The organism is Bradyrhizobium sp. CCBAU 11434 (assembly GCF_028128895.1).
Lineage (GTDB): Bacteria > Pseudomonadota > Alphaproteobacteria > Rhizobiales > Xanthobacteraceae > Bradyrhizobium > Bradyrhizobium zhengyangense.
Genome location: NZ_LBJX01000097.1, coordinates 46,773 through 59,863, shown reverse-complemented (window position 1 = coordinate 59,863; position 13,091 = coordinate 46,773). Strand labels below are relative to the sequence as shown.

At 65.9% G+C, this 13,091-nt stretch carries 7 protein-coding genes; 1 reads left to right on the top strand and 6 read right to left on the bottom strand.

What is annotated here, in order from left to right; translation table 11 throughout:
* Nucleotides 1–44: 44 nt before the first annotated feature.
* Complete coding sequence (locus XI06_RS28330; RefSeq protein ID WP_237862494.1) at nucleotides 45–1,733, top strand: Na/Pi cotransporter family protein; 1,689 nt, start codon at nucleotides 45–47, stop codon at nucleotides 1,731–1,733.
* A gap of 8 nt (nucleotides 1,734–1,741) precedes the next feature.
* Here XI06_RS28330 and XI06_RS28325 read toward each other — a convergent pair whose 3' ends face one another.
* The 6 genes from XI06_RS28325 to XI06_RS28300 all read right to left on the bottom strand — a co-directional run bounded on the left by XI06_RS28325 (nucleotide 1,742) and on the right by XI06_RS28300 (nucleotide 12,938).
* On the bottom strand, nucleotides 1,742–2,080 hold the full coding sequence (locus XI06_RS28325) for a lipid-A-disaccharide synthase N-terminal domain-containing protein (RefSeq protein ID WP_237862495.1): 339 nt from the start codon (nucleotides 2,078–2,080) through the stop codon (nucleotides 1,742–1,744).
* Complete coding sequence (locus XI06_RS28320) at nucleotides 2,077–2,811, bottom strand: glycosyltransferase family 2 protein (protein WP_271607030.1); 735 nt, start codon at nucleotides 2,809–2,811, stop codon at nucleotides 2,077–2,079. Before XI06_RS28320 ends, XI06_RS28325 begins: the two co-directional genes overlap by 4 nt.
* Before the next feature lie 63 nt (nucleotides 2,812–2,874).
* Nucleotides 2,875–3,720, bottom strand: a complete 846-nt coding sequence (locus tag XI06_RS28315) for a phosphatase PAP2 family protein (RefSeq protein WP_237862497.1) — start codon at nucleotides 3,718–3,720, stop codon at nucleotides 2,875–2,877.
* 1 nt (nucleotide 3,721) lies between these two features.
* The gene (locus XI06_RS28310; protein ID WP_271607029.1) at nucleotides 3,722–5,464 is read right to left on the bottom strand and encodes an ArnT family glycosyltransferase; all 1,743 of its coding nucleotides are present in this window, start codon (nucleotides 5,462–5,464) and stop codon (nucleotides 3,722–3,724) included.
* 50 nt (nucleotides 5,465–5,514) lie between these two features.
* A complete protein-coding gene (pbpC, locus tag XI06_RS28305) occupies nucleotides 5,515–7,722 on the bottom strand; it encodes a penicillin-binding protein 1C (protein ID WP_237869066.1) in 2,208 nt (735 codons plus the stop codon).
* 8 nt (nucleotides 7,723–7,730) lie between these two features.
* Entirely contained in the window at nucleotides 7,731–12,938 is a 5,208-nt protein-coding gene (locus XI06_RS28300; RefSeq protein ID WP_271607028.1) for an alpha-2-macroglobulin family protein, read from the bottom strand.
* Between the last annotated feature and the right edge of the window lie 153 nt (nucleotides 12,939–13,091).

The following is a 13,091-nucleotide window of genomic DNA, read 5'->3' as shown; positions in this document are numbered from 1 at the left end:
TGGCGTTAGCCTGACCCCTTCGACTCTAAGTCCGGACACGGAGAATGGGTACGTTGGTCCTGCTAGATCTGATGGGTGGCGTGGCGCTGCTGCTGTGGGGCCTGCATATGGTCCACAGCGGGATTTTGCGTGCGTTCGGTCCTGACCTCAGGCATCTGCTCGGCAAGGCCCTCGGCAACCGCTTCAGCGCCTTCGCCGCCGGCCTCGGCCTCACCGCGCTACTCCAGAGCAGCACGGCAACAGCCCTGCTCACCAGCTCGTTCGCCGCCGAAGGGCTGCTGAGCCTTGTCGCTGCGCTTGCCATCATGCTAGGGGCCAATGTCGGCACGACCCTGATCGTGCAGGTGCTGTCGTTCAACATCGCCGCCGTCGCACCCGTGCTGTTCGTGCTCGGCCTCGTCGCCTTCCGCTCCGGCCCGCGCTCGCGGATCAAGGATATCGGCCGCGTCTGCATCGGCCTCGGCTTGATGCTGCTGTCGCTGCATATCCTGCTCGACACGCTGGCGCCTGCGGAGAACGCGCCCGGCATGCGGGTCGTGATGACGGCGATCACGGGCGATCCCGTCCTGTGCATCGTGATCGCCGCCCTCCTCACCTGGCTGGTGCATTCGAGCGTCGCCAGCGTGCTGCTGATCATGTCGCTGGCCTATTCGCAGTTCATCACGCCGTATGCGGCTCTCGCTTTGGTTCTCGGCGCCAATCTCGGCAGCGCCATCAATCCCGTGTTCGAAGGCGCAAAGCGCGACGATCCTGCAAGCTACCGGCTGCCGGTCGGCAATCTCGTCAATCGCGTGGTCGGCATCGCCCTGGTCCTGCCGTTCCTGCACACGATCGCGGATCACATGCATGCCTGGCAGCCGGATCTCGCCCGGATGACGGCCGCCTTCCATATCGCCTTCAATGTCGGCACGGCCATCCTTTTCGTCGGCCTGCTCGATACCATGTCACGTCTGCTGACCCGGCTACTGCCGGATCGCGTAGAGGAAACCGATCCGGCCCGCCCGCGCTATCTCGATGAGACCGCGCTGGAGACGCCGTCCCTGGCGCTTGCGGACGCCGCACGCGAGACGCTCCGCATGGGCGATCTGGTCGAAACCATGCTGCGCAAGGTGATGGCCGCGATGATGACCGGCGACCGTTCGCTGGTCGACCAGGTCTCGAAGACGGACAACATCGTCGACAGCCTCGACGAGGCCATCAAGCTCTACGTCACCAAGCTGACCCGCGGCAGCCTCGACGAAAGCGAGGGCCGGCGTGCGATGGAGATCATCTCTTTCGCCATCAATCTCGAACATATCGGCGACATCATCGACAAGAATCTGAGCGAGCTCGCCACCAAGAAGATCAAGCGCCGTTTCCAGTTCTCCTCCGAGGGCGCGGACGAGCTCGCCGCCTTCCACAAGCGCACGATGGATTCGCTGCGGATCGCCTTCGGCGTGTTCATGTCAGGCGATGCCAACGAGGCCCGCAAGCTGCTGGTGGAGAAGACGGCACTGAAAAACACCGAGCTCGCCGCCGTCGAGCGCCATCTCGACCGCCTGCGCGAAGGTCGCCCCGAGACGATCGAGACCACATCGCTGCATCTGGACGTGTTGCGCGATCTGCGCCGCATCCATTCGCATATCTGCTCGGTCGCCTATCCCGTGCTGGATGCGGCCGGCGAGCCCTATCGCCGCTCCGAGGCGGAGACATCAGCCCTGCCCGCCTCAGGCGCGACGGCGCTGCCGCGCTAGGCCAGGAATCAGCGCTCCAGCGTCTTCGACGAGCGGCCGCGGTTCTTGATGATCAGCATGATGTTGCGGACATAAATGATCGTCGCCAGCGCCTGCCCGAGGATGATGACGGGCTCACGCTTGACGACGCCGTAGACCAGCGTCATCAGGCCGCCGCCCATCGAGCAGAACCAGAACGCCATCGGCACCACGCTGTTGCCGGCCCGCTCGCTCGCGATCCATTGCACCAGGAAACGCGCGGTGAAGAACAGCTGCGCGACCAGGCCGAACGCCAGCCAGAAATCGAACTTGGCGACGAAGACGTCGTACAGATAATTGCTGAGGGCCTGACCGTATTGGATGATCATGCTTTCACCTCAGTCACTTCAGGCGTCGGCTTCTTGCGGCGGATCAGCCACCACACGCCGGCGAGATCCATGATCCCGATCCAAAGCCGGTCGAAGAAGCCGTAATTGGACACGCCGGAATGGCGCGGCCGGTCGATCACGTCGACATAGGCGATATCGAATCCTTCGCGGCGCATCAGCGCCGGCAGGAAACGATGCAGCCCGTCGAAATAGGGCATCATCAGGAAGACCTCGCGACGGAACGCCTTCAGGCCGCAGCCAGTGTCGCGCGTGCCGTCCTTGAGGATGGCATTGCGGACCTTGTTGGCCACCCGCGACTGGAATTTCTTGAAGCCGGTGTCCTTGCGCCCAACGCGCTGTCCGGCGGCAAGGCCGACATTGACACCCTTCTCGACCGCCGCGATCAGATCCGGCAGGAAGGCCGGATTGTTCTGGCCGTCACCATCGAGCGTCGCCACGATCGTGCCGCGCGCCGCGCGCACGCCGCTGCGAACCGCGGCCGACTGGCCGGCGGATTTTGCGTGACGAAGCTGCCGCAGATTGCCGCGCTGCTTCATCATCGCCGCAAGCCGGTCGCCGGTCGCATCGGTCGAGCCGTCGTTGACATAGATGATCTCATAGGCCCAGCGGCCGTCGAGCGCGGCCGTGATCTCCTCGATCAGGGGCGCAATGTTGTCGGCTTCGTTGCGCACGGGGACAACGATGGAAACCGAAGGCTGGGACGACGACAAATCGAAAGCTCGTGGTTGGATTGGCCCGCCCCCGGGAACCCTTGGCCCGGGAAGCAGCCGCTTTTATGGGGCGGATGGGCTGCGGGCAACCCTTTTGAGGCGTCCTGGAAGCGGTCCTGGAAGTGGCACGATGGTGCCATCGGCGCGGATGGCAAAGCCGAGCCTGCGGGCGGCAAACCAGTAGCGCACGGCCATGGCGCCGACCATGCCGACCAGAGCCCCGGCCGTGACGTCGCTCGGGTGATGCGCCAGCAGTACCAGCCGCGTCAGCACGATCACGACCGCGTAAGTGAACATGAACACGCGCAGGCGCGGCCAGAGCGCCGCGACCGCAAAGGCCAGAGCGAACGCCGTCACTGCATGCCCCGACGGCAGGCTGGCATAAGCTCCCGTGCCTTCGAGCGGTATGAAGTTGAACGGATCGGCCTTGCCGCCGACGAACGGACGCCCGCGGCCGATGAGATATTTCAGAATCTCGGCGACGAACACCGACAGGGCAACAGACAGAAACAGATATTGCAGCCTCGTGCCGAAGCCGAGCAGCAGCGCACGGCGAGTGCCGTGCATCCCGGCCGCAACGAGCGCCACGATCACCAGCGCCGCGCCCAGCACCGAGAGCACGTTCTCATCCTTGCCGAAATCGGTGAGGATGCGGATCGGCCATAGCCAGGCCGTGCCGCGCGCCGGCATCAGCTGGATCTCGGTCCGATCGAACGCGAGCATCAGCACGATGATCAGGGCTGCCCCTGCCGCGCTCAGCCACAGCGAATGCCGCGCCAATTTTCGCGCAGCCGCGGCACGGCGCGAATGCGACGGCGAGCGCACCAATTGCGCCAGTGCATGGCCAACGACCGTGAACAACTGCACGGGATAGCTTGCACGCGGCGCAATGGTGGTACTGCCTGGCATCCTACTCGGTGCCCTCGGAACGGAAGATCGAGATCGAAATTGCGCGCCCTTGCGAGAAATTATAGCCGTCGATGCGCGCCCCGACCTTGTAGCGCAGCCCGATGGCCTCGGCGCGCTGCACGAAGCTGCGCTCCGAGCGTTGCTCGACCAGCGCAAACCGGCAACTTCCCTGCCTGAGGAAATCGGCGGCGCCTGAGCCGTCGGTCAACAGCGTCTGGGTGCCGGTCAGGAAGACAAGGCTTGGCTCGGCATAGCCGGCCGAGGCCGCCCGCGGGCCGACGCAGGTCACGTTGCGCAAAGCGCGCGCGACCTCGATGCTCGGAAACAGCGGCGTCAATGACGGCAGCACAATGCCATAGACCACGACAGCCAGCATGAGCGCTGCGACCAGCGCGTTGAGCACCGAGCGCTCGGCGCGATTGGTGTCGAACAGCCACCAGGCGAACAGGCCGAAGATCAGCGAGGCCGCGATGAACGGCCAGGCCACGAAGGCCGGCTGCCGCGTCAGCATGACGGCGCCGACCACCGCGATGATCGAACCGCCCGCGGGAATTACGAACCACCAGGCCGAGCCGCGCGCCAGCCAGGAGCGCGACAGCACGTTCCGCTCCAGCGCGCCGACGGTGAGGATCGCAATCGCGGGATAGAGCGGCAGCACGTAATGCGGCAACTTGGTCAGCACGGCCTCGAATACGATCCAGGACGGGACCAGCCAGGCCAGCAAGAATTGCGCGCCGGGCTCACGCCGCGCCCGCCACACGGCCGGCGCCGCCATCGCCGCGAGCGGCGCACCGGGCCAGAAGGTAATCCAGAACAGCGCCAAATAGACGCCGGGCGGCGCGCCATGGGATTCCTGCGCGCCGATCTTGCTCAGCATGTCGCCGCCGACGGAGTCCGCAAAAAACGCATCGCCGGCGCGCCAGAAGATCGCCACGAACCAGGGCAGCACCAGCACCAGCATCCACATCAGGCCCCAGACCGGCCGCAAGCGCCACAGCCAGGAGGCATCGCGGTCCTGGATCGCGAGCGCGACGATGGTGAGCCCGGCGAACATCAGGATCAGCGGGCCCTTGATCAGGATGCCGACCGCGAGCGCGGTCCAGAAGATCACGGGCCAGCTCCAGGGCGGATGTGTCTCGTCCTCGGCGCGCTGCCAGGACAGATAGGCGCGCGACATCGCACCCATTGCCGCGACCACCGAGAACAGCAGCACGGCGTCGGTCTTGGCCAGGCGCGCCTCGACTCCAAGTAGCACGGAGGCGGCCATCAGGAGCGCGGCAAGCACCGCCGCGCGCCGCGTGACGAAGCCCAGCGCCGTCCAATAGGTCATCAGCACCGCGCCGATCGCCCCGATCAACGAGGGCAGCCGATAGACCCAGATGCGCAATTCGGCCTTGGGCAGCTTCAGCGCCGTCGCCGCTTCGACGGCCGCCGATTGCAACCAGTAGATGCCGACCGGCTTCTTGTAGCGAACGTCCTCCTGGAAGCGAATGTCCACATAGTCGCGGCTCTCGACCATCTGCTTGGTGGCCTGCGCGAACCGTGCCTCATCGCGGTCAACGGGCGGGATGGTGAAAAATCCCGGCAGGAACAGCAGCAGCGCGCACAGCACCAGGAAGCCCACCGCACGGGCGTGGCTGGCAGTGACGACGTCGAGCATCAGCACGAGCCGACTGCCCGGATTCACGGGCGTTTTCGGCTCTCGCGGCGCTCCAAATCGGGGAGTCGGATAGGTCTCGGCCATTGGTTCCGCATACGCTGAAACCGCCATCGCCACAACCGCTTGAGCCGCTCTCATTGAATTCGAATGACGACTGTGTCCGCGGCGCCCGTGGCGTCGATCACCGTCAGCCGTGCAAAGCCCGGGCCGGGCGGATCGATCAGGCGCTGGCGGCGTCCGTCGATCTCGCCGCGCGCCGCACCGTTGACCATGACAGTCATCGGCAGCACCCCGCCGGCGACCTTGACGGGCATGGCAGCAGCGTCAGTGCCGCCTGAGCGATCCACATCGATCCGGGAGCCGTTGAGCGGGAACTGGATGTGGAGCGCCTGCTCGCCGCCGGTCCGGACGAGTTCCCCCACGGGGCGGAACCGCTTCAGCGGCAATGGCAACTTCGCGTTGCTGGCAAGCAGGGTGCCCTTCGGCGGCTTGGGCAGAGGGGTCAGCGTCTTTCCGGTCCGTGCGAAGGCATCGAACAGGATGGGCGCGGCGGCAACGCGGCCGATAAGTCCGGGAACCGGCGCGCCATCGGGGCGGCCGACCCAGACGCCGATGGTCATGCGGCCATCGAAGCCGACCGACCAGGCATCGCGATAGCCGTAGGAGGTGCCTGTCTTGAAGGCGATGCGGTTATGAGCCGCGTTCTCCGGCGGCGGGGTTCCCAGCAGCACATTGCCGACCTGCCAGGCCGCCACCGGGTCCAAGAGCCGCAGCGCCTCGCGATCATCCGTGGCGGCCATGATCTCGCGCAATGGCCTGGTGGTGCCGAGCCGGGCGAACCCTGCATAAAGCTGCGCCAGATCCTGGAGCGTGACACCAACGCCGCCGAGGCCCATCGCGAGCCCCGGCGCCTCGTCCTTGGGCAGAACCAGATTGCCGCCGGCCTGGCGGAGCCGCGAGGCCAGCCGGCTCGAGCCGACGCGGTCGAGCAGCACGATCGCTGGCACGTTCAACGAGAGTTGCAACGCCTTCTTCACCGGCACCGTGCCCTGGAACGTCATGTCGAAATTTTCAGGCGCGTAGGAGCCGAAGCGCACCGGGCGGTCGTCGATCAGGCTATCCGGATGAACAAAGCCGTCTTCAAAGGCGAGACCGTAGATGAAGGGTTTCAGCGTCGAGCCCGGCGAGCGGATGGCGCGGGTCATGTCGACCTGCCCTGCCCGACTCTCGTCGAAATAATCCGCCGAACCGACACGCGCGAGCACGTCGCCGCTCTCATTGTCGACCACGATGATGCCGACCGAGATGTTCGGTCCCAGCGCAACGGCGCGGTCGCGCGCCAGCGGCTCCAGCACCTTCTGCAGATTTGAGTCCAGCGTCAGCTTGATAACCGGCGCATCCTTGACCGTTGCCAGCGCGCTGTCGGAGGCGTGCGGCGCCAGGATCGGCATCGGCTTGCGCAGCGTTGGCACGGGCACGGCCTTGGCCTGCTTGGCATCGTCGATGCCGACCACATGCTCTTCGACCATGCGGTCGAGCACGCGATCCCGCGCGATGCGCGCGGCTTCCGGAAAACGGTCGAGACGACGTGTTTCCGGCGATTGCGGCAGCGCCACCAGCAGCGCAGCTTCCGCCAGCGACAGCCGCTTCGGCTCCTTGCCGAGATAGGCGATCGATGCGGCACGGATGCCTTCGAGATTGCCGCCATAGGGCGCAAGCGCGAGGTAGAGGTCGAGGATCTCGTCCTTGCTCATCGTCCGCTCCAGCTCGATCGCGCGGACGATCTGGTGCAGCTTTGCATAGAGCGAGCGCTGCCGCCGCGGCTCCATCAGCCGCGCCAGCTGCATCGAGATGGTCGAGCCGCCCGACACGATGTGGCCGCGCGTGGTCAGCTGCACCGCAGCCCGGCCCAGCGCCAGCGGATCGATGCCGTCATGGGCATAGAAGCGCTGGTCTTCATAGGCGAACAGCAGCTTCAGGTAAGTCGGATCGACATTGGCCTTGGCATCGACGGGCAGGCGCCACCGCCCGTCCGCCATCGCATAGGCGCGCAACAGCTTGCCGTTGCGATCGACAACGGTGGTCGAGACGCGGCGCGCTTCGTCGAGCGGCAGCGGGCCGAGGGAATAGACCCAGCCGACGAAGCCGATGAGGGCGAGGATGAAGGCGAGCGCGGCGATCGAGAAGAGACGACGGCCGTGCCCTACGGCTCGGCCGTCGTTCCGGGATGGTCCGAAGGACCAGACCCGGAACCTCGAGATTCTCAGGCGCGCAATCGCGCGCCTTAGTTCGGTGCTGCGCACCGCCCCGGAATGACGAGAAACGCGATCAGCCTCGCTCATCTCACTCCTCACTTCGCCGCCCGCACCTCGACTGTACCCGTTCCGGTGCGGCCGTAACGCGAGGGGTTGTACATGTCCTCGACATTGGCCTGCGGCAACACGTATTTGCCTGGTGAGACCACGCGCACGACATAGGCGACGGTGAAGACTGCCTTGGAGTCCGAGGCCCGGTCGACGGCCGCGGTGAAGCGGTCGTCGCGGAATTCGGTGTCTTCAGGCTCCTCACCATCCTCGATCCAGTCCAGCGTGCCGCTGTCGCCCGACGAGACCAGCTTCGGGTTGTCGATCTCGAGCCCCGCCGGCAGATAGTCGGACACCATGATGTGGCCGTATTCGGGCTTGGCTTCCGTAATCTTCAACACCACGGCAAAGCGATCGTTCTGCTTGACCTTGCTGATGTCGGCCGGCTTGCCGTCGAGCGTGAAGTAGTTCCGCTCGATCTTGAAGCCGTTCGACGCGGCCGGCTCCGGCGTCACCGGCGAGCCGGACACCGAGATCACCGCCTGCACCGGCGCATCGCCGGTGTTGGTGATCTTCAGCGGCTTGCCGCTCAGCGTCTCCGCCTTGTAGCTGCGGTAGAGCGCAGTCTTGATCGGCTGACCGTCGACCTCGATCGAGAGGTTTTCCTTGGCCAGCGCCCGCGCGGCCAGCACCAACCACGCATTCTCCTGCGTGGAGGTGTAGGGCGTGAGCCCGCGCGCGGTCTCGACCCGCGCAACGGCCTGCGTCAGCGTCGCCTTCGGCGCATTGCCTTCGCTCGCGAGCGAGACCAGCGCGGCGGCATCACGGAGCTGCGAGCCGTAATCGCTGCGGCCGAACTCCAGCACCGGCTTTGGCGCGAGGCTGTCGAGCGCTGCACCATAGACCCGCTCGGCGCGGTTGCGATCGCCAACCAAAGCGAGCGCCGCCGCGAGCTGAGACTTGGCGATCGGCGTCGCCAGATTGTTCAGCTTGGTGTCGGCGAGATAGCGGAGGTCGCCGATGGGAGCAGCGCCGTTGCGGGCGAGCACGTAGAGGCCGTAGGCGAGATCACGGCCGCCGTCCTTCTCCGGCTCGTTGCCGTTGACGACGGAGTTGCGGATGCGATCAAGCGCGTTCTTGAACAGGACGTCAGGCACCACAAAGCCCTTTTCGCGGGCGCGCGTGAGGAAGTCGGTCACGTACGCATCGAGCCAGGCGTCATCGCCGCCGGCCGACCACAGGCCGAACGAGCCGTTGGAGCCCTGGCGCGCCAGCAGCCGCTCGATGGCGTCGCGGATGCGCTGATCGACCTCGGTGTCCATGGCCAGATGTGCGCCGGCCGCGAGGTCGTTGACGTAGAGCAACGGCATCGCGCGGCTCGTGATCTGCTCCGAGCAGCCATAGGGATAGCGGTCGAGCGCTTTCAGGATGGTCGCCGCATCGAGCGCCGTGGACAGGCTCGCCGAGACCGAGACGCTGCCGGTGCCCGGCACCAGGTCGGAGAACATGTCCGAGGTCAGCGTCAGGCTCTCGCCCTTCGCCAGCGTCCGGATCGAACGCCGCGCCAGCACTTGCGTCGCCGCCTTGACGTCGAGCGCGTAGTGGCGCGCGAGCGTGAGGCCATTCGGCCCCTTGATGTCGACATCGAGCGTCGCCTGCCCGGCCGCGGTCGCATCGACCGCCAGCGCGAACGAATTGCGCTGCTTGGCGGCGAGCTTGACGGTGGTTGCGGGATTACCGGTCATCTTCACCGGGCCGCCGGTCTTGACGTTGATGACGTAATCGCCGGCCTGGCCTTCGACATTGTCGATCTCGAGATTGACCGTGCCGTGGTCGCCATTGAGCAGGAAGCGCGGCAAGGTCGTGGTCAGCACCACGGGGTCGCGGATCACGACATCGGTGTTGGCGCGGCCGAGCTTGGTCGCGGTCCACGCCACCGCCATGACGCGCGCGGTGCCGGCGAACTCCGGAATGTCGAAGCTGACTTCCGCGGTGCCGTCGGCGCCGACGGTGACGATGCCCGAATAGAGCGCCAGCGGCTTCTGCGCGGGCGGTGAGCCCTGCAGTTCAGCCGCACCCGCGTCGCCGCCGGATTTGATCTGGCCGCGCGTGCCGGACATGCCGTCGATCAGCTGCCCATAGAGATCACGTATCTCCGCAGTCAACTGGCGCTGGCCGAGATAATAATCATCCGGCGCCGGCGGCTTGTAGTTGGTGAGGTTGAGAATGCCGACGTCGACCGCGGCAATGACGATCTTGGCGTCTTCGCCGGGGTTGAGCCCGTCGAGCTTGACCGGGATCTTCAGCATCGAATTCGGCCGGATTAGATCCGGCGGCGACAGCTTCACGGCAAGCGTGCGCGCCTGCTTGTCGATCCCGAACCATTTCAGGCCGATCGCGCGGCCCGGCATACGCTGCGCAGCTGCATCGAGCGGACGGCGCAGCGTTGCCACAACATAGGCACCGGTGCCCCAATCCTTGCCGACCGGGAGCTTGACCTGCACGGTGCCTTCCTTGACGTCGACGGTCTGCGTCGTCAGCAGGCGGTCGCCGACCACGTTGACGGTGAGCTTGCCGGCGGAGCGGACGTTGACCGACACGGTCATGGTGTCGCCCGACGCGTATTGCGGCTTGTCGATCGAGGTCTCCAGCAAATCAGGCGTGTCGGCGCTGCCGTCGGAATACCAGCCGACATCGAACTGCACCGAGGTCACCGGGCCGTCAGCGTCATTCGACTTGACGTCCAGCCGGTAGCGGCCGGGGCGCGGCGCCAGCGAGATGCGGGTCGGCTTGTCTGCCGCGATCGTCACGTCACCATCGGCGACGCGCGAGGTCGACTTGACCGGCTCGTACTCCCAGTAATTGTTCTGGCGGTACCACTGATAGCGCGACTCCATCTTCAGGAGCTCGTAGCGCAGGCCGTCGCGGGGAAGCGTCTTGCCTTCCGGTGAGACGAACACGACGTCGAACTCGGCCTTGTCGCCTTCCGCGACGTTCTTGTCGCCGAACAGCGGCTTGACGCCGATCAGCGCGGTCGCCGGCGCGACCGGCAGCACCAGCTTGCGCTCGACGGCACGGCCGCCGGTCTCGACCATGCGGATGAAGATCTGCGCCTCCTGCGGACGCGTCGAGGACGGCTGCTTGTCAAGCGTCACCGGGAAGGTCGCAACGCCATTGGCGTCGGCCTCGGGCAGGTTCTCCAACGGTGTGCGCTCGTTCGACGTGGTCTGCTCGTCATCGACGCCGAACTGGTAGCCGGCAAAGCCGGGGCGACCAGCCGCCGCGGGCGCAATCAGCATGTCGCCTTCGAGGCTGAGGCCGGAGGCCGGCGCGCCGTAGAGGAAATGACCGTCCGCCTTAAGCTCCACAGGAGCGTTAGCATTGATCAGCTTGTCCTTGGCGGACAAGTCGAATTCGATCCTGTCGGGCACGTAGTCTTCGACCATGAAGGTGGTCTCGCCGACCGACGAGCCCTTCGGATCGGTGAAGGCGCGCACCCGCCATGTCCCGGTCGGAACGGCCGAATTGAGCGGCACGGCAAGCGTGCGGCCGCCGGCGCCCTGGTCCGCCAGCACGGCGCGGCGGAATTCGACGCCATCGGGACGCTCGATCACCAGGGTCAGCGGTCCGCCGTTGACGGCATTGCCCTGCCCGTCGCGCAGCAGCGCGGTGAGATAGACGGTCTCGCTCGAGCGATAGACGCCGCGCTCGGCGTAGACGAAGGCATCGGCGCCCGCAGGCACGGCGCGGCCCGCAACGCCGCGGTCGGACAGATCAAAGGCTGAGGTCTTCAGGCTCAGGAAAGCGTAGTCCGCCTTCTCGCCTGTCACCGTCAACATCGCCGGCGACAGGCCGCCCTCGCCCCGCGCGAGGCCCGCCTCGAACAGCACGTGACCGGCATCATCGGTCTTGCGCGTCGCCAAAATCTCGTTGTTGCGGGCGACCAGCCTCACCTCGGCTTTGCCGACCGGATCGGTCGAGGCCAGCGAATTGACGAAGACATGGATGCCATCATTGCCGGAATAGGCCGCGACGCCGAGATCGGACACGATGAACCATTGGGTGGCGAGCTGATAATCATCGTCGCTGCCCGGACCCTTGGCCGCCGCCGTCATCACATAGACGCCGGGCTGCAGCTCACCCAGCGCCTCGTCGACCGGGAATGCGGTGGTGACGTCCTGGTTCAGCGTCATCGCGGTCGCAAGCTCGCCGGACCAGACCTTGACGCCGCGCTCGTCACCGAGATCGCCGAGCTGGTACTTCGACAACGTCTTCTGGAAGTCGCTGTCGACCACCGTGTTGATCAGGTTGCGATCGCCGATCCGGAAAACATTAATGTTCACGGCAGGCGTGTTGACGCTGACCACGGGAATGCCGCGCTGGCCGGTGCGCGGCAGCACATAGGCGCGGCTGGTGAAGCGCACGAACGGCTTGCGGTCGCGCACATAGATGTTGAATTCGGCCGATTTCGGCAGGCCTTCCTTGACGGTCGATGGCAGGCCGGCGCGCAGATTGATGTTGTAGCGCTCGCCATGCTTCAGCCCGTCAACGCAGAGCTGCTTGCCCTCGGCCGACAGCGCCGGCTTGTCCTGACCTGCGAGCGCCAGAAACGGCGCGAAATCGGTGCGCTTGGCGAGTTCTTCCGAGAACTGGAAGCAGGCGCGCGGGCTCGCCGAATCCGAGTCCACGGTATAATCGAGCAAGCGGAAGCCGTGCTCGTCGCGCAGCTTTTCATATTGGCCGCGGACATCGGCGACCTCGCGCATGTCCAGCGACAGCCGCAATGCGTCGAGCGCTGGGCGAAACAGGTGCCGTTCGGCGAGCGACCTGCCGAGCACGGCGAGCGCATCGGCTTCCTCACCCTGATTGCCGGCGCGCATGTAGGCGATGTAGGCGGCGGTCGAGGCGCGCTCCCAGAGGAACGTCTGCTCGCTCGAACTCTTCGGCGTGATCTGGAAGATGACCTTTGCAAGCCGCAGCCAGTTGCCGGCGTCATCAGGCGTGGTGGCGGCAATCTGGCCGAGGACCGAGAGCCCGGTGCGGTAATCGTTGCGCCTGAATGCGGCGTCGGCGTCGGTCTTCAGCGTCGCGTTGGTCTTGGCGACCGGCCCCGCTTCACTCTTGATCTGCGCCTCGAGCTTGATCGCGGAATCGGCGAGATCGTCACGCTTGAATGCCTTGTCTGCTGCCTGCGCAGCGCAAAGGCCAAACGCCAGCACGGCGCAGAGAGCGACGGCGCGAACCAGACCAATCATGAAAGGACTCCCGGAAATCGCGGACGAGCGCCGCGGCGGCGATAATGTGTGCGGAAAGGTGACGGACTCATGGCGATGGAACCAAAGGTGCAAAACGTCGCATTCGCCATGGCAAGGCACGCCCAAAGGAGACCGATCGAGATACCGCCGCGC